The 18598-nt window shown below is 35.4% G+C and carries 18 protein-coding genes and 2 pseudogenes; 14 read left to right on the forward strand and 6 right to left on the reverse strand.

What is annotated here, in order from left to right:
• Positions 1 to 77: 77 nt before the first annotated feature.
• The 5 genes and pseudogenes from RVY80_RS08645 to RVY80_RS08660 all read right to left on the reverse strand — a co-directional run bounded on the left by RVY80_RS08645 (position 78) and on the right by RVY80_RS08660 (position 4139).
• The gene (locus RVY80_RS08645; protein ID WP_317330270.1) at positions 78 to 290 is read right to left on the reverse strand and encodes a DUF523 domain-containing protein; all 213 of its coding nucleotides are present in this window, start codon (positions 288 to 290) and stop codon (positions 78 to 80) included.
• 18 nt (positions 291 to 308) lie between these two features.
• The gene (locus RVY80_RS08650) at positions 309 to 1724 is read right to left on the reverse strand and encodes a cryptochrome/photolyase family protein (protein WP_317330271.1); all 1416 of its coding nucleotides are present in this window, start codon (positions 1722 to 1724) and stop codon (positions 309 to 311) included.
• Between the two features lie 74 nt (positions 1725 to 1798).
• A complete protein-coding gene (locus RVY80_RS08655) occupies positions 1799 to 2896 on the reverse strand; it encodes a recombinase family protein (RefSeq protein WP_459350135.1) in 1098 nt (365 codons plus the stop codon).
• Positions 2897 to 2932: 36 nt separating this feature from the next.
• A pseudogene (locus RVY80_RS10285) lies at positions 2933 to 3265 on the reverse strand (recombinase family protein); the annotation flags it as partial.
• A gap of 55 nt (positions 3266 to 3320) precedes the next feature.
• A pseudogene (locus tag RVY80_RS08660) lies at positions 3321 to 4139 on the reverse strand (IS30 family transposase).
• A 118-nt stretch (positions 4140 to 4257) separates the two neighbouring features.
• Between RVY80_RS08660 and RVY80_RS08665 the strand changes: the two are divergent.
• The 5 genes from RVY80_RS08665 to RVY80_RS08685 all read left to right on the forward strand — a co-directional run bounded on the left by RVY80_RS08665 (position 4258) and on the right by RVY80_RS08685 (position 8195).
• Positions 4258 to 5466, forward strand: a complete 1209-nt coding sequence (locus tag RVY80_RS08665; protein WP_317330273.1) for an amino acid permease — start codon at positions 4258 to 4260, stop codon at positions 5464 to 5466.
• A 113-nt stretch (positions 5467 to 5579) separates the two neighbouring features.
• A complete protein-coding gene (locus RVY80_RS08670; protein ID WP_295188055.1) occupies positions 5580 to 6059 on the forward strand; it encodes a deoxycytidylate deaminase in 480 nt (159 codons plus the stop codon).
• 642 nt (positions 6060 to 6701) lie between these two features.
• Positions 6702 to 6980, forward strand: a complete 279-nt coding sequence (locus RVY80_RS08675; protein WP_317330275.1) for a helix-turn-helix domain-containing protein — start codon at positions 6702 to 6704, stop codon at positions 6978 to 6980.
• A 202-nt stretch (positions 6981 to 7182) separates the two neighbouring features.
• The gene (locus RVY80_RS08680) at positions 7183 to 7734 is read left to right on the forward strand and encodes an IS3 family transposase (protein WP_317330363.1); all 552 of its coding nucleotides are present in this window, start codon (positions 7183 to 7185) and stop codon (positions 7732 to 7734) included.
• A 224-nt stretch (positions 7735 to 7958) separates the two neighbouring features.
• The gene (locus RVY80_RS08685) at positions 7959 to 8195 is read left to right on the forward strand and encodes a hypothetical protein (protein ID WP_317330276.1); all 237 of its coding nucleotides are present in this window, start codon (positions 7959 to 7961) and stop codon (positions 8193 to 8195) included.
• Between the two features lie 174 nt (positions 8196 to 8369).
• Here the strand turns inward: RVY80_RS08685 and tpx are convergent, their stop codons facing one another.
• Positions 8370 to 8885 carry a thiol peroxidase gene (tpx, locus tag RVY80_RS08690; protein ID WP_317330277.1) on the reverse strand — a complete coding sequence of 172 codons (516 nt, stop codon included), beginning with the start codon at positions 8883 to 8885 and terminating at the stop codon, positions 8370 to 8372.
• A gap of 271 nt (positions 8886 to 9156) precedes the next feature.
• Here tpx and RVY80_RS08695 point away from each other — a divergent pair, with 271 nt between their 5' ends.
• The 9 genes from RVY80_RS08695 to RVY80_RS08735 all read left to right on the forward strand — a co-directional run bounded on the left by RVY80_RS08695 (position 9157) and on the right by RVY80_RS08735 (position 18597).
• Positions 9157 to 10872 (forward strand): ABC transporter ATP-binding protein, encoded by a 1716-nt coding sequence (locus tag RVY80_RS08695; protein ID WP_295193745.1) that lies wholly within the window; start codon positions 9157 to 9159, stop codon positions 10870 to 10872.
• Entirely contained in the window at positions 10869 to 12605 is a 1737-nt protein-coding gene (locus RVY80_RS08700) for an ABC transporter ATP-binding protein (RefSeq protein ID WP_295189752.1), read from the forward strand. The genes RVY80_RS08695 and RVY80_RS08700 overlap by 4 nt, the downstream gene beginning before the upstream one ends.
• A gap of 105 nt (positions 12606 to 12710) precedes the next feature.
• Positions 12711 to 13505, forward strand: a complete 795-nt coding sequence (locus RVY80_RS08705) for a TrmH family RNA methyltransferase (RefSeq protein ID WP_295189755.1) — start codon at positions 12711 to 12713, stop codon at positions 13503 to 13505.
• The gene (gene larB, locus RVY80_RS08710) at positions 13505 to 14179 is read left to right on the forward strand and encodes a nickel pincer cofactor biosynthesis protein LarB (protein ID WP_295189758.1); all 675 of its coding nucleotides are present in this window, start codon (positions 13505 to 13507) and stop codon (positions 14177 to 14179) included. The genes RVY80_RS08705 and larB overlap by 1 nt, the downstream gene beginning before the upstream one ends.
• Positions 14180 to 14268: 89 nt before the next feature.
• Positions 14269 to 14742 carry a nickel pincer cofactor biosynthesis protein LarC2 gene (gene larC2 / locus RVY80_RS08715; protein ID WP_295189761.1) on the forward strand — a complete coding sequence of 158 codons (474 nt, stop codon included), beginning with the start codon at positions 14269 to 14271 and terminating at the stop codon, positions 14740 to 14742.
• Positions 14743 to 14880: 138 nt separating this feature from the next.
• On the forward strand, positions 14881 to 15732 hold the full coding sequence (locus RVY80_RS08720) for a ChbG/HpnK family deacetylase (protein ID WP_317330278.1): 852 nt from the start codon (positions 14881 to 14883) through the stop codon (positions 15730 to 15732).
• Positions 15732 to 16733, forward strand: a complete 1002-nt coding sequence (locus RVY80_RS08725; protein WP_295189767.1) for a lysylphosphatidylglycerol synthase transmembrane domain-containing protein — start codon at positions 15732 to 15734, stop codon at positions 16731 to 16733. The genes RVY80_RS08720 and RVY80_RS08725 overlap by 1 nt, the downstream gene beginning before the upstream one ends.
• Before the next feature lie 4 nt (positions 16734 to 16737).
• Positions 16738 to 17187 (forward strand): ACT domain-containing protein, encoded by a 450-nt coding sequence (locus RVY80_RS08730; protein ID WP_295189771.1) that lies wholly within the window; start codon positions 16738 to 16740, stop codon positions 17185 to 17187.
• Between the two features lie 120 nt (positions 17188 to 17307).
• Positions 17308 to 18597, forward strand: coding sequence for a homoserine dehydrogenase (locus RVY80_RS08735; RefSeq protein WP_295189773.1), 1290 nt, complete (start codon positions 17308 to 17310; stop codon positions 18595 to 18597).
• Position 18598: the final 1 nt, after the last annotated feature.

The raw sequence follows: 18598 nt of genomic DNA on the forward strand, positions 1-18598 counted from the left end.
TAATGAACGGTATCACCAAAGCTTGGATTATAAAAAGCCAGCAGAAGTATATTTTTATAACTAGCCTTTGACCAAACTTAAATGTTAGCAAAAAATGGTCTTGACAATGGGGTCCACTTTAAACGCAGACTTTCTCTTGGTAATCCTAAACCAATTTCTATCTCAGGGCACAGTGGAATAAATTCAATTTGATCTTTCATTTTATCTAATAGATCGAATTGTACAATAGCACCATTATATCTGCAATTCTCAAAACCTAAACACTTACTTATTAAGATTTTTGGTTCCACTTCATTTCCTCCAAATATTTATATATTAAACATTTCTAACGCTTTTTGTCTTTGCGTTTTATGATCTACGATAGGGCTTACATACAATTTTTTTATATCAATACCGTAGTTTTCTTCTAGCTGTTTCTTAAATTTAAAGGGTTCATGTATATATTGTGTTGGAATATCTTCCAATTCCTTTACATACCTTTTTATAAACTTACCTTCAGGATCGTACTTCTTACTTTGAGTGATTGGGTTAAAAATCCTAAAGTAAGGGACTGCATCAGTTCCTACAGATGCAGCCCATTGCCACCCGCCAATGTTAGAGGCAATATCATAGTCTATGAGCATTTCAGAAAAATATTTTTCGCCTAGCCTCCAGTCAATCAGTAAGTCTTTAATTAAAAAAGAAGCGGTGATCATTCTAAGACGATTGTGCATCCAACCTTCTTCACTAAGTTGGCGCATTGCTGCGTCTATTATAGGGAATCCAGTTAGTCCAGATTTCCATTTTATAAAATTTCCCTCATCATATTCCCAATTAATACATCTATATTTTTCAATTATCTCTTCATTGTGCTGATTTGGATGAAAATAGTATATCATATTATAGAAGTCTCTCCAGGCTAGCTCTTTAATAAATATTTCTTTTCCCAGAGAAGAAGGCATCATTGTTGCAGCATTGAATACTTCTCTGACAGACAACTGACCTGTTGTTAAATAATGCGATAAATGACTTGTTCCATCAAGAAACGGATATTCTCTATTTTCGTTGTAACTACAAAGTTTAGCGTTCATAAAATCAGCAAGGCATTCTCTAGCATTCTCTTCTCCTATAAACATAGAAAAGTCATTATTCAAAAGATTTCTTAATTCAATAAACTTTTCTTTACCAATAGGGTCTTTTTTACTGAAATCGCTTAATATAATCTCAGATAGTTTAGCATAATCAATATTCTGTTCTTCAGGTTTTTTGCTACCCATCCATTTATTATAATAATGTGTAAAAACTTTATAATGAGAATTGTCCTCTTTCAATACTTTGTTTGCTGAGTGTAAATGATGGTCATAAAATGAGAAAACTTCAACGTTTTTTCTTTTTAGGAATCTATTCAACTTTTGTTCTTGAGATTTCCCATATCCGCATTCAATAATATTATAATATATTTTGTCTATGTTACTAAATTCATTGAGAAGTGTATCAAAACAAGTTAAAATTTCTCCATATAAAAAATAAATATCCAGACCTTTTTTTAAACAACTTTCATAATAGCTATTCAACGAAGAAAAAAAATAAGCATAACTTGTCGTTTCAATCTTTATTAGCTCAGGATCTAAATGATATATAAATATAAGATTTTCATTATCTTTTATGTCATTGATAGCACTAATAAGCGCGGTATTATCATGAAATCTAAAATCATTTCTTATCCATAAAACAGAATTTCCCACGTTGCCCTCCTATGCCTATTCGTTTAGGCTTGTATTTTATTATCTTATAAAATATGTTAATAGAAAAACTAAGTTTAAGTGGTAGGAATAATTTTGTAATTGTTTTTATAAAATCTAAAAATTGATATCATTATAAGTAAAATCATCCCTACTATAGATGCTTTTTCTAATATAGGATACGAGCCCGAAAAGCCTTGGCTTGATTTAAGAAAATTATAGACTGTAACGCTCTGGATTATCTTCCTTACAAGCTTATCATCATATTCTAAGGTGCGGAATTTGTTCTTGCGGATAAATTCAATCAGCTCATTGATTCTCTCGTTCTCGCCACTGAGGGAGGCATCTTCTACTAAAAGGAGCTGTCGCTTGTCTCTCAGCTCATCAATCTCATCTGCTAGATGTTCATAATCTTGACCCTTATTAGCCAGCTTGATGAGTTCTTTTTGCTTTTCCTCCAGTAAGTTGTTAATCTCTGAAATTTGGTATTCTGTCGTTTCACCAATCACAGCATGAATGTTCTCTTCCAGGGTCTTTATCATGTTGTTGCCACCTGCAAGCAGTTTATTAATTGCGGTCATTACAGCACCATAGAGTTCATCTTCTTTTACGGTTCGGTTCTTACAGACCTCAGGACCTTGCTCGATTCTAGTCACACATCGCCAGACAAATTCTTTTCTGCCATGAATATTCCAATAGGTTTTCCTATAAATATCGCCACAATCTCCACAGAAGGTAATGGCACTTAAAGCGTACTTACTACTATAAATTCGTTTGTTCTTGACTTCTCCTGTGTAGATATTGCTTCTTCGATGAATCTCTTCCTGCACCTGCAAAAATAACTCTTTAGGAATAATCGCCTCATGGCTATTTTCTACATAATACTGGGGAAGATGACCTTCATTCTTCACTCGTTTCTTGGTTAGAAAATCTAAAGTAACGGTCTTTTGTAAGAGGGCATCTCCAATGTATTTTTCGTTTTGAAGGATCTTCTTAACGGTTTCTGGTCGCCATCTTGGTTTTCCTGCTGCTGTTAAAATACCATCCTTCTCAAGACCTCGACCAATACCCACTAGACTCTGACCTTCAAGGTACTCTCGGTAGATGCGTTTGATAATCTCAGCTTCTTCGGAGACAACAATTAAATTCCCATCTTCATCTTTCGTGTAGCCCATAAATCGTTTATGGTTGACCTGCACCTTTCCTTGTTGGTATCGGTACTGTAGACCAAGCTTAACGTTTTGTGAAAGGCTCTGGCTTTCCTGCTGTGCTAGAGATGCCATAATGGTAAGTAGCACCTCACCTTTAGCATCCATAGTGTTGATGTTTTCTTTTTCAAAATAGACGGATATGTTCTTATCCTTGAGCTGTCTAATGTATTGAAGGCAGTCTAGGGTGTTACGTGCAAATCGGCTGATGGATTTTGTAATAACCATGTCGATATTACCGTCCATACACGCTGCAATCATACGATTAAATTCGTCACGTTTTTTAGTGTTTGTACCGGAGATACCATCATCTGCAAAGATGCCAGCAAATTCCCATTCATTATTTTTCCTAAAATTGCAAGTTCAAATTGAACACCTTTAACCAAATAATTTAAGCTGCATAGACGGTATCTAAATAAGCTTCAAATAAATCATCAGGCGTATCATACCCAAGGGACTTTCATTGTGATCCATAATATATTTTGAGACTACGTAAAGCAGCTTTTACGGATGCTACATCTTTACGTCGAATCTTAATAGCAATGAATTTATGCGTTACTTTCTCTACTAAAGTTAGTACCACCGCCTCTTTACCTTTACGCTTACCAACGATAGTATCTATTTCCCAATGACCAATCTCAAGATGTAGCTTAACGATATCTGGTCGTTCATCAATACTTCGGCCAAAGATGCGTACGTTCTTTGCTTGTTTAGGCTTTGATTTTTTACGACTAAGCAGTTCTGGTACATCGAATAGGGATAATGGTAGGCGTGATTGATTAAGGGCGTTATACAGCGTTTTAGCACATACAAGTTCCTCTTCAGTAAACAGATTATGCTTCTTAGCATAGCCAGCACATACGTCTAATGACCAGTTAGCTTTTTTAACTTGCTCTGCAACCCAAATAGCAAATGGCCTTTCAGACGTAATGCGCTGTTTACGACCAGAACGTTTTCTGTTTTCATAGTAAACGGCTTGACCTCGACTAGGTACATACTCTGTTGGTCTGCCTCGATGTGTCGTCTTAGTTGCAGTGCCACGTTTTAATTCGTAGCCCACAGTACTAGGTGAGCAATTAAGTGCTTTTGCAATCTGGCGATAAGAGTAACCTTGCTTATGGAGCGCTTTGATTTCGCATCGATCTTCAAATCTTAAGTGTTGTCCTCTTTCGCGAGGTAGGGTATTAATGGTATTATTTAGGTAGTCCATAGTGATTGCCTCCGGTTAATTTTGTGTCGTAACTTAATTTTACCATTGATGCAATCCTATGGATCTTTTTATTTAGTTTTAGTGTTCAATTTCATTCTACAATTTACGATTCATATTTATGCGTATGCTTGGTGAAATGACAGTGCACGAACCAGTAGGTGGGGGTTATGTATATTATGCTGATAAATATCTCGGTGGTTTTGCGGCGTATTTATTGGGTTGGAATTATTGGATTATATATCTACTCCTCAGTATGGCCGAGGTAGCAGCCTGTACAGTGTACCTTGCATTTTGCTTTTCCGACATTCCGACGTGGGCTACGTCATTATTCTGTATTATATTAATTGCTGGTATTAATTCTATGCACGTGCGATTTTATGGTGAAACCGAATTTGTATCATCCCTCATTAAAGTATCTGCCATTATTTTGATAATCGTATTTGGTTTGTACATTGCTTTCGCCGAAATGGGACCATTTCCACAAAATTTCCATAATTTATGGAATTACGGCGGATTCATGCCGAATGGAATTTGGGGATTGTTACAATCCATTGTGATCGTTATTTTTGCATTTGCCGGTATCGAGCTCGTAGCCATTGCCTCTGGGGAGGCGGAGAATCCTGAAAAGAATATTCCTATGTCCATCAATCAAATTGTTATCCGTATTATGCTGTTTTACATCGGTACTATGGTAGTGCTCATGACACTATCTCCATGGAATGAGGTAGGCCTCAACGCGAGTCCATTTGTTCAAATATTTGAATCCATTGGTATTCCTGCGGTGGCACATATTCTGAATTTCGTTGTACTCATTTCTGCATTGTCTGTATATAATAGCGTTATGTATAGTAATCCTCGATTTCTATACGACTTGGCGAAGGCAAAGAATGCACCTAAAATGTTCCTAAGGCTATCTAAACACGGCGTACCAGTGGTAGGTACACTGTTTACAGCGGGGTTAACATTGTTCATTGTATTCCTATCTCTTATTTATCCTTCTGCAGGTGAGATATTTATGTTATTATTATCTTACTTCGTGGCTGGCATATTAATGTGTTGGGCGACCATTATTTTGACGCATTTAAAATTCCGTCAGAAAATGGAACGCGAGGGACGTATGGCAGAGGTGAAATTTAAATCTATTGGCTATCCAATTGTGAACTATATCTCTCTTGCATGTTTGTTTGGTGTGGCTGTTATTATGTGGTTTACTGAAAGTATGCATAATGTGCCATATGCAATTCCAGTTTGGTTTGCTATTCTCTATGGAACGTACAAACTAAATCCGAACAATAAAGATAGAAAACAATTACATGAAGAAGTATAATAGATAAGAGATATTATATAATTTAGCTGCTGTATATGACAGTTAAGTTATATGATAGAAATATATGAAATTATATGGCATTAGATGGTAGATTATTACGAGGAGTGTACAGTATGGCTAAACGCAGTGATTATATTAGTTGGGATGAATATTTTATGGGCGTTGCTATTCTTGCGGCACAACGGTCTAAAGATCCTAATACACAAGTAGGAGCCTGTATCGTGAGCAGTGATAATAAAATTCTATCCATCGGCTATAATGGTATGCCTCTAAATTGCAGTGATGATGCATTTAGTTGGGAGCGGAATACAACGGAGGATAATAAATATTTCTATACAGTGCATAGTGAGCTCAATGCAATTTTGAATTATCGTGGCGGCTCCCTTGAGGGCAGTAAAATCTATGTAACGTTGTTCCCCTGTAATGAATGTGCCAAGGCTATCATTCAAAGTGGTATCAAGGCCGTAATTTATCGCGATGATTTGTATAAAGATACCAAAGAGGTAAAAGCATCTAAACGCATGCTTATGACCGCTGGGGTAGCCATTGTACAATATCAACCAACGGGAAGAAAGTTAGAAATTGAATTATAACTTAAGTGATATTCAATAAATTTGATATGAAACGGAAAAGTAATTTCCTGCTAAAAATGCATATAAGTTGAAATAAAAAGACGTTACTCACATCAGCTAGTTGAGGTGAGTAACGTCTTTTATGTTCATATAGACTAACAAAATTAGGTTAGCATTGGGCAGTAGAGATGTCTGTAAGAAATTTGTCAGATAATTATAATTCATAATTAAAAACAATAAATGAATAAAATATGAGGAAAATGTTGCATAATATATTGAGATTTGATAACATTAAGTAGAAGTTAAATGTGAATGAGTTAGGTGTACTTTTAAAAATATGTGATTTTCGTTCATCATATAATGATGGGATAACATGAAGGATGGTGTGATCTTTCTTGTTATCTTGTGGTTTCAAAATAAAGATCCTTGAGGATTACATATGTAAAGGTTATACCTGTGGGGAAGTGAGGTATGGGATATAAAAATTTAATAGAAGTATGGTTTTAAAATTGTTAGGCAATGACAACTGATGTAGGATATGGAGTTTATTCTACATCAGTTGTTTTCGTAAGCATTTTATGAATGATGTATAAAGTGTACTGCTATAAATTTCAGGTAACACACTTGTTTAAAGGAGTATACTAAAAACAAGGAGTGATTTATATGGTTAAAGTATATGAACCTGAATTCAAGAAACAAATAGCTCAACTACATTTACAAGGTGAATCCATATCATCCATATCTAAGCAATACGGTGTAAGTAAAGCCTCGATTAATGCTTGGACTAAGAAATATCGTGAAGAATGCTCTGACAAAAATAGTAATGCTGAGTATAGCTTAAACAAGGAAATTGCTCTATTAAAACATCAACTGGCAGAAAAAGAAAAGGAAATTTTGTTCTTAAAAAAAGCGGCAGCATTCTTCTCGAAGGAAATCATGTAAAGAAGTTGAATTTCATAGTTGAGGATGGATCAGTTTTTGGAGTACGGTGAAAACGTTGCCATGTGGGGAGAGATTGTTATTATCGCTATATTCATGGAATATTAACACCAAGTCAAGAAAAACGGCAATTAGTACAGGCTAAAATAACTTAACTATATTTAGAACACAAAGGTGTCATAGGATATAGGAGGATGTATCGACTATTGGTGCAACAAGGCATAATAAAATTGAACGAATATTTTCAGCATCAAAACCTAATGAAAAATGGTGTATTGATTTTACCTACTTACCTACAATCCAAGGTATAAAGCAATATAATTGTACAATTATAGATTTATATAATCGTTGCGTAGTAGCCAGTATTACTTCGGATGCTTTAACTACACAGTTAGCGATTGATACGGTTAAAATGGCTTTATGCTTTGCTAAAAAGAAACCAAAATCATTAATTCTTCATAGTGATAGAGGCGTCCAATTTACCTCGAAAAAATTTGTAGAATTCTGTGAGCAAGAAAAAATCATACAAAGTATGAGTGCTGCAGGTTGTCCTTATGATAATGCCCCAATGGAACGATATTTTAATACATTAAAGACTGAATTGATTAATACTAATCAGTATTTTAGTACTGAACATTTACAAGCAGATATTTCTAAGTTTGCGCATTTATGGTATAACCATAATAGGCCTCATAGCTATAATGGCTATAAGACGCCTTTTGAAAAGAGGTTTGAAATAGACAATAATGTTACCTAGAATCTATAGCAGAACAGTTACAAAATCGTAAAGATCAACAACTTTATCATTCCTATAGTTATGAGTTCGATGAAAATATTATTGGACGTGTTCATTTTTATGAAAGGTCGCATAACTGGAATGGTGAAAATCGTCAAACTAAATATTATAACTACGATGTAATTCCTTACGATAAGAAAAACAAAACCTTCAATAATAGTTATGGGTATAATGTTCTTCGTGGTATGGCTGACAAGATGCGACAGTCCATGTACGAAGCAGAGCAATCTGATTTACAAAATGAAGCATTTGAATCAGACGCATATAATCGTTTGACTACGATTATGGAAGAAACACAAAAGCAAGTGAAGAATGACGAACTTCGTTATTACATTAATCAAGTTGTTTGGTTCTCAACAAAACAAACATTGAAAGATAAAATGCATAACGAACCAGATTTTACTAAAAAAATCCAAAAATGAAAAAGCCTGAAAAAGTATAAGAGAAATGCACTAGTTGATAATTTCGACTAGTGCATTTCAATCTATGTGCGATATATAGGGAGTACAAAAAGGGATCTTCCTCATTTTATAATTCACTTATTGTTATCAAAAAAGCCCTCGAGAGAGGGCTTTTAATGCTTATAATGTTAAATATTATAATGCAGCTTTGATAGCTTCGATAGTAGCATCAAAATTTACTGCATGAGTAACTTCTGGTACGTATTCAACATAAGTTACTTTGTCGTTTTTATCGATAACAACAACACCACGAGTTAATAGGCGAAGTTCTTCAATTAAGAAGCCGTAGTTTTCACCGAAGGAAGCGTCTTTGTGGTCAGATAATGTTACAACATTTTCAACACCAGCAGCACCGCACCAACGTTTTTGAGCAAATGGAAGGTCCATAGATACAGTCAATACTACAACGTCATCAGACAATTTAGTAGCATCTTGGTTGAACCAACGAGTTTGAGCGTCACATACGCCTGTATCAAGAGAAGGTACAACGCTGATAACTTTTACTTTACCTGCGAAATCTTTTAAAGTTTTAGGTGCTAAACCATTGTCCAATAAAGTGAAGTCAGGAGCTGCTTGACCTACTTTTACTTCAGGGCCTACTAAAGTGACAGGACCACCTGCAAATGTTACTACACCAGTACGTTTTTCCATGTTTTTGTTCCTCCTAAGAGATTTAGTATTCAATAGTAATTGATACATACTGTATCGTTAAATTTAGTATAGCACTGCTATGTTAATATGTAAACTAATATTTTCGATATAGTCGTTGGATAAATAATTCCATTAATGTTACTATAATAAGTGAAAATTAATATATACAAGTTACTATACATTATATGATTTTGTAAAATAATGGAATCATATAAATAGTTATAATAAAATGTGTTACTAGCCGGCTGATTGTAGCCGATAAGGAGTTTTTGTGAAGATTATTCAAATGATGTATCGATTTATGAAGGGGGAAGAATGGTCTTATGTATTAGGCCTTCTATTGCTTATCATAATTAATCTGCTTTTTTTGTGGGTTCCAAAATTAATTGGCCATGCTATTGATACATTAGGTAATGGAAAAGTAGGTCTTTTGGGCTATATAGGATATTTCTTTGGACTTATGATTATTATTACAATCTTGAAGTTCTGGTCTCGTCGTAAATTGCTAGGATCCATTCGTAAAATGGAATTTGGTTTTAGACGAGCTCTATGTAGTAAGGCTTTACAAATTAAGACAACCTATTATGAAAAAAATGGGCCAGGTAAAGTAATGGCTTTAATGACAAATGATGTTACATCATTACGTGTAGCCTTAGGATTAGGTATGATGATTGTAGTTGATGTAATATTCTTTACCATTATTGGATCTGTAGTGTTGATTAATGAGATGGATACCCTGTTGGCGGCGAAAATTATGACACCCATGGTGCTTATTTTGTCCATTGTATTTGGATTAGGTCAAATTATGCGTCGTAAGCAACGTGAAGCACAAACGACATATAGTGATTTAACGGAATTCGTACAGGAATTGTTCCAAGGGGTGTCTATTATTCGTGCTTTCAACAAGGAAGTATCCGTAGAATCTAGATTTGGCCTTATTAACGAAGAAAACTATAATAAAAATATGACTGTAGCTCAATATGACTCATTCCTTAGCCCTCTTACAATGACGGCACCATTAATTTGTATGTCTATTGGTATGTATATTTGTGGTCAATTGGTGACTAAAGATATGATGACTGTTGGTCAATTTGTAAGTATTAATTCCTATATTATGATGATTGTAGCCCCGCTGATGGCTCTAGGTGCATTGGCGTCTATTACACAAAAGGGCCTCGCTTCAGCAGATAGAATTCGTGAATTTATGGAGTTGCCCGAGGAATCGGAAACAACTGAAACTGAATTAATACCATTGGCACCTATTGAGTTACAGCATTTACATTTTACCTATGAAGGCTCTAAGTCGCCTGCATTGGTGGATGTATCTACAACAATACAGCCTGGGGAATTTGTGGGCATCGTTGGGAAACCTGGATCTGGAAAATCCACTATCTTTAAATTGCTATTGCAGTTACAACCTGCTGAAAGAGATAGCTTGTTTATTGCTGGTCATGATGTAATGGATCTTGATTTAGGACAACTGCGTCGTAGTATTGCCTATGTGCCATCCAATTCATATTTACTGAGCTCTAGTATTGCAGACAATATCACTTTCGGTAGTGATACATTACCTCACGTTTCTGTTCGGGAAGCTGCAACAAGGGCGGATTTATATAGAGATTTAGGGGCACAGCTAGACGATCCTTTGAAAATTCTAAAGGAAGATGGTAAGGATTTATCAGGAGGACAAAAACAGCGTATTAATATTGCCCGAGGATTTTATAAAAATGCGTCTTATCTATTGTTAGATGATTGTTTCTCTGCTTTGGATCCTATAACGGTAACAAATGTATTAACATCCTTGCGTGGTGTTAAAGAGCAAACTATACTTTGCATTTCTCAGCGTTTGGAAGTAACAAAGCAAGCTGACCGAATTCTAGTTGTTGATGAAGGTAAACTTGTCGAGGAAGGCACACACGATACTTTAATGGCACTGAATGGTTTGTATGCAGAATTATATACTGCACAAGAAGGAGCACAGGCGTGAAAGAATCAAAATCTAAAGATCTAGCCTTGTTATCCTATCTAGGCAGATACATAAAGCCACAATCTCATTTATTAATCATAGCAGCTATTGCTTTATTTATAGCTATGGGGCTGGATTTATTACGTCCCTACTTAACAAAACTTGTTATTGATGAAGGGTTTGTGCCAAAGGATGGTGAGCGTGTATTCCACTATGCCTTTTTATATACTATATCTATTATTGCAAGTATTATCATCGTATTTATAGAAAACTACATGCTCAAAAGCTTTGGACAGCGTATTATTTTTGATATACGTAATAAGGTTTTCCAGCGCATAATCCATAAATCGCAAGAAGATTTTGATGCTATGCCATTGGGGAATTGGGTCACTCGTGTTACTAATGATGTGGAGGCTTTGCGTACACTATATACCGATGTTGTATTAAAGCTAATCAGCAGTGGCTTATTTATCATTGGTATCTTGGTGTCAATGTATGCTATTAATGTAACATTGGCCGTGGTAATGACAATGTTGCTACCGGTGATGGCTGTCATTATTTGGATGTATCAAAAATATGCACGACGCGCATTTCGTGCTGTTCGTACCTCTGTGGCTGCATCAAATTCATCTATTCAGGAATTATTAAATTACATTGTTATCATTAAAACCTATGTGGGCGAAAAAATTATCGAATCTCGATATGATTCAGTGAATCGTGATTTTTTGAAAGCTGGGTTGTTTGAGGTAACAACGTTCTCAATTTTTAGACCTATCGTTGATGCTTTGTTTTTTGTAGCTCTCATTGTTATTTTTGGTGTAACAAATTGGTTTGATTCCGTCACAGATGCGGGTACTGTATTTGCTTTCATTCAATATATGGATAAATTTTTCCAACCTATGAAAGAAATTGCCGAAAAATACAATTCCTTACAAAGTTCACTAGCTGGGGCAGAACGATTAGTTCCAATTTTAGAGGAAGCAGATGAACCTGTTACACATCATGCATTAGATTGGCATCACATCGACAGTATCGAGTTTGATCATGTATGGTTTTCCTATGACCATAATGATACATATGCATTAAAAGATATTACATTTAAGGTTGATGGAGGGCAATTTGTTGGCATCGTAGGCCCATCTGGAGGCGGTAAATCAACACTACTCTCTTTGTTAATGGGTATTCATACGCCTACTAAAGGTCGTATTTTAATTAATGGTATCGATATGTCTGACTATGATAGCAGTGTGATGCGTAGTATCATGGGGTATGTATTTCAAAGTGCTCATTTATTTAAAGGTAGTATTCGTGAAAATTTAGCCCTTTATGAGGATGGATTATCTGATGAAGTCATGTTTGATGCTACTCGTAAAGTGGGCTTACATCAAATGATTAAAAATTTACCAGAAGGCTATGATACACCAGTAGGCTATTTGGGATCTCTACTTTCAGGGGGACAAAAACAGTTATTGGCATTTGCCAGAACATTAATTAAGGATAAACCAATTTTATTGCTCGATGAAGCCACCTCTAATGTAGATAGTCATACAGAACAACAAATTCAAAAAAGTATAGAGGTTATTCGTGGTGAAAAAACAATCATTAATATTGCTCACCGCTTGTCTACCGTTCAATTAGCGAGTACTATATATATGATAGAGAATGGCTCCATCGTAGAAACTGGGTCATTCCAAGAATTGATGAACATGAACGGTAAATTTAAAACATTGTGGGAACATCAGCATTCAATATAAATTTGCGTGTTCTATATGATGAGCCACAGAATCAAGTTTGTATGTATATGTATAGAAGAGTTCTAGGTTTTCTATAGTGAAATTTAGATAGTGCAAGGGGTACAAATGGAATATATACAGTCCAAAGATAATCGTACATTAAAGCGAATGGTTGGTCTTGAACAACGTAAAAATCGTGATAAATATAAGGAATATATGGTGGAAGGTGTTCGTAGTGTTCGTGATTTGGCAGAGCGTGGTCAATTAAAGGTTATCGGTATTAGAGAATCATCTTTGCCACATGAAGCGATTCAAGAGCTTATAAAATTACCGTCAACAGAACATATTCAACGATTCTTAATTCAAGATCCATTATTTGAAAAATTAGATCACACCATGAATGGTCAAGGGGTCGTGGGCATTGCAGAAAAACAAGTCCATAATATAAATAATTTTAAAGAACAAGCGGGATTGTACCTTATGCTAGATGGTATACAAGACCCGGGCAATCTTGGTACGATTATTCGTACAGCCGTAGCGGCAGGGACAAAGGCGATATTTCTTACTAAAGGAACTGTAGACGTATATAATGACAAAACTATTCGTAGTACTATGAGTGCTTTGAATGAAATTACTATATATGAAGGTCTTGATGCAGATGATGTGCAATATGTGTTGGAAGAATACGGCTTAACCTCTTATGTTACAACTTTAGATGGAGCCACAGATTACAGTGCCATTGATTATGCACCGGCTACATTATTGGTACTTGGCAATGAAGGTAATGGTGTGTCACAGAAAATTTTAGAGGCTTGTGAACATAGGATTACAATTCCTATGTATGGAAATATTGAGTCCCTAAATGTGTCAATTGCTTCTGCATTGTGCCTGTATAAAGTTAGAGAATCTTGGAGTAAATAATGGATACGAATAAATCTGTACAATTAGATGGAGCGATTATTGATCTGGATCGTAATGAGCGACAAGGCTTTCCAGAGGTCGTGTATTGTGAAGGAAAAACGGATCAACAATGTGTCGATATATTTATGACCCTTCAAGAACATTACGACACATTCATGGGAACTCGTGCGCGAATCTCTATATATGAGGCTTTAAAACCACACATTCCAGATGTTCAATATGATGAAATGAGTCGTATCCTCTATGTCAATCGTAATCCTATCAATCGCAATGGTGAAAGAACTATTGCTGTTGTTACTGCAGGCACCAGTGATATGCCGGTAGCAGAAGAGGCAGCACTCACAGCGGAGTTAATGGGCAATAAGGTGTTACGTGTCTATGATGTTGGTGTAGCTGGTATTCATCGATTAATGGAGCGCCTAGATTCTATTCAAGAAGCCAATGTTGTCATTGCTGTAGCAGGTATGGAAGGGGCGCTTGCCAGTGTATTAGGTGGGCTAGTGAATAAGCCATTGATTGCTGTACCTACCTCTGTAGGCTATGGTGCTAATTTTGAAGGCTTAGCAGCTTTATTAGCCATGTTAAATTCCTGTGCTGCAGGCGTTGGTGTTGTAAATATTGACAATGGTTTTGGCGCTGGCCGTTTAGCACATATGATTAATAGCCAACGGTAAATTAAGTTGCTTTATATTTAAAAATGTATAGACCTATATATATGAAGTATAGACCGATATGTATGAATAGAGTTTAAAATGTATTGTATTTGATAATAGGTAGGAGTCCCATTATGGAGGATCAATTAATTAAAATCGAAGTGAATATCGATAATATGAATCCTGAACATTATAGTCATCTATTAGAACGTTTTTTACAAGCTCGTGCTAATGATGCTTGGCTAACTCCTATCATTATGAAAAAAGGACGTCCAGGTATTTTGTTATCTGTTCTATGTGCTGAAACCTTACTCGATATGATGCGTGAGTTAATTTTTAAACATACTACAACAATTGGTATTCGCTATACTAAGATGGACCGTTTAATTTGTGATCGTACATTTAAAATTGTGTACTATAAAGGGCTTCAGGTTCACATCAAACAATCTAGGTACCAAGGTAACCTAGTGAATGAGTCAATTGAGTTTGATGATATTCATCGAATTAGCGAAGTTACAGGTGAGTCTTACAAGTTAATTTCACAGCGTATATGGAGCATAGTAAAAGCAGAAAAGCTTACCTAAAATAGTGTGCATGGAGTGTACTTTTTATCATTTTGTGTATTGCAAACAGTACTTGTATTTGGTACAATAACATATATCCTTTTAGAGAGAACATAAAGGTCTCTCTTTTTTTTGAAAAGAAGGTTAAAGAAGGTTATTATGTCAAGATTAATAGTGAATGCCGATGATTTTGGTTTGCATCCATCAGTGAATGAAGCTATCGTCAAATGTCATACTAATGGCATTGTAACGAGTACTTCATTATTGGCAAGTGGAAATGCTTTTAATGATGCAGTTTCTTTGGCGCAATCATTACCAAATTTAGGGATTGGCGTCCATGTAGCATTGGTGGGTGGGATCCGCCCCGTAAGTAATCTAAAGGATGTACCTAGCTTGTTAACGAAGGATGGTGTTTTTCCTGAAACCTATACAGAATTAATGAAACGTATATATTTAGGAAAGATTAATTATGCTGAACTTCGTCAAGAGATTAAGGCACAGTTTAATAAAATAGTAGAAAGTGGACTTCGCATTACTCATGCAGATGGGCATCAACATATGCACGTATTGCCAACCGTATTGCCTATCGTTATGGAATGTATGCGAGAACATCACATAACTCGTATGCGTATCCCCGAGGAAAGATTATCGTTCTTGAATGGTATATACAATCCTGTACGAATTGTTGGCAAGGCGGGTTTGTCTACAGTGGCGGCGAAAGCTTTCACTATAGCTCGTAATAATGGAATCGAATGTACTCGTTATTTCTGGGGCATGGTCAATGGTGGTCAACTCAACGAGAGCAGTTTATTCCAAATATTAAAACAAGTAAATAATAAGCAGGCTAGTCATGAAATTATGACACATCCTGGTATGAGCAATGCTATATTAGGTCGAAAATACCATTGGAATTATCAATGGGAGCAGGAAATGGCAGCCATGTGCTCTAATCGCATTTATTTATTTATAAAGCAACATAATATTGAGCTCATTAATTATGGTGATTTGTAATGAGTAAAATGGTCAAACGAGGCTTGTTTATGTTGGGGCTATTGCTTGCTGTATCAGGAGCCACCATATATTTCACTATCGATTTCAATTCTTTGCAATCATTGGAATCCTTTAATGGGGAATCAATTGTATTAGCTTTAGTAGCTTTGACAATAGGTATGTATTTTGATGGACGTAGATTGCAACGACTAGTAAAAATTGGTGGTTATCAATTGTCGATACCTGCAGTATTACGTGTCATATTCAGCAATTACTTTATGGCTATGTTAACACCTGGTGCAAGTGGTGGTGCCGTAGCACAAGTGTTATTACTGAGGAGTTATGGATTACCTTTGGGGAAAGGCACACCCATTGTATTAGTGAGAACTGTATTCTCTATTATGTTCCTCATTGTGATGCTACCATTTGTATTCATGCACGATTCTATTGAGATTCCTTATATTTCTAGAGATGTATTATTAATATTATCATTTTTAGCATTACTAGCTGTCTGTATAGGAACCTATGCATTACAAACTCGTTATATGAAAGTCTTTATATTATGGGTGGCCTATCTATTAAAACAGAGAGATCCACAAGCATGGCTATCTAAATTAAATACATTAAATGAAGGTCTAGGTCTATTATATAAACGCCCTGGGCAATCATTACTGGTATTTATTGAGTCAGGACTGAGTCTCCTGTTTTTGTATAGCATTGTACCAGCTCTAATGTGGGCTTTTTCTACAACAATTCCAATCATTGAGATTTTAGATCGTATGATTTTATTGAATTTAATTTTGTACTTTGCTCCTACACCCGGTGGTGCTGGCGTAGCAGAAGGATTATTTGTATTTTTATTTTCATCATTTTTGCCAACGGGGACTGTTGGTATTGTAGCTGTAGCATGGCGTGTCATCGCAGAATATGTACCATTTTTTATAGGTATGTATGCAGTGTTCTCTGTATATGGCAGTCAATTTGTAGCTAAGGCTAACACAGATTCAAGTAAGGAAGGGTAAACTCATGGCTAAACCAAAAAAAGACAAATTTTATCTTGTACAAGAAGATATTTTACCAGAAGCGATTAAAAAGACTATCAAAGTAAAAGAAATTTTAAAGCTTGGTGAAGTTAAAACGATTAATGAAGCCGTTGAAAAAATGGACTTGAGTCGTTCTGCCTATTATAAATATAAAGATTATGTATTTCCATTCTTTGAAATTGCTCAAGGTAAAATAGTAAGTATTACCGTGTCTATGTCTAATGAGTCAGGCATGCTATCTAGTATATTGAAAACTATTGCAGATCGTAACGGCAGTATTTTAACGATTAATCAAGACATTCCATTGCAGGGGATAGCTAACGTGAGTATTTCCTTTGAAACAAAAGAACTACAAGGTTCATTGGAAGATGTATTAAATGAAATCCGCTCTATGAAAGGGATTATTCGTGTTGAAATATTAGGTCAAGCGTAATTTCACAATGTATAAGTACTTAGTTCTTTGAATTGGGTTCGTTTAACCATAATATCGGATTAGAGCTTAATAAAAGGTCATATGTGATAAACATATATTATATTAGAGAGTAGGAACATTATGAAAGTTGTTAAGATTGCCTTATTAGGTTTTGGTACCGTCTCACAAGGTGCTTTCAATTTATTAAAAGACAATTATGAATTAATTACTAATAGAACAAATGTAGATGTACAAGTTACGAAGATTTTTGTACGTAATCCAGATAAATATAGTCATATTACTTTGCCAGCACATACAACATATGTAACAGATGTAAATGATGTTTTGCAAGATGACTCTATTGATATGGTCGTAGAGCTAATGGGGGGGACAACATTTGCTAAAGACTGTGTGGAGCAAGCATTAAAGTCTGGTAAAAATGTTGTTACAGCCAATAAAGATTTAATGGCTGAAGCTGGTCCATATTTACTTGATTTAGCCAGCAAAAATAATGTTGATTTACGATTTGAAGCCTCTGTATTAGGGGGAATTCCTATTATTCGTACATTATATGATTCCTTAGGTGGTAATAAAATTACTGAACTCGTAGGTATCATGAATGGTACAACAAACTTTATATTGTCTAAAATGACCGATGAAGGTTTGGGCTATGAAGAGGTATTAAAAGAAGCACAAGAGTTGGGCTATGCAGAAGCTGATCCAACAGCTGATGTAGAAGGTCTTGATGCTGCACGTAAATTGGCTATTTTAGCGTCTATTTCCTTTAACCGTCGTATTTTCTTTGAAGATGTGACCGTAGAAGGTATTACGAAAATTGATAAAACTGATATCGCCTATGGTAAGGATTTTGGGTATAACATTAAACTGTTAGGTATCGCTAAGGAAACGAATAAAGGTTTATCACTTAATGTGTACCCTGCATTTGTACCAATTCAACATCCATTGGCAGCAGTACGTGGATCTTATAATGCAATTTATATCAAAGGAAATGGTATTGATGATGCTATGTTCTATGGCCGTGGTGCGGGCAGTTTGCCAACAGGCAGTTCTGTAGTGAGTGATATCATGGAAGTAGCTAAAAATATAGATTACAACGCTACAGGTCGATTGAAACCATTCTACTTTGATCAAAAAAATATTTATGCACCAGGTAAAATCGAATCTAGCTACTATATTCGTCTTGTAGTAGATAATAAAATTGGTGTTTTGGCAAAAATTGCAAGCAAAATGGCAGAACAAAAAATTTCTGTTTTATCTGTAGCTCAACGTAATGATCATCCAGATAAAGCTATTTTGGCAGTAGTCACATCTAAATGCCCGCGTTCATATATTTTGAATTTGATTGATTCATTTAATAGCTTACGTTCTGTTCAAAAAGTGAGCAGTGTTATTCGTATTATGGAGGACTAAT

Source organism: Veillonella absiana (assembly GCF_032970865.1).
GTDB classification, from domain to species: Bacteria; Bacillota; Negativicutes; order Veillonellales; family Veillonellaceae; genus Veillonella; species Veillonella absiana.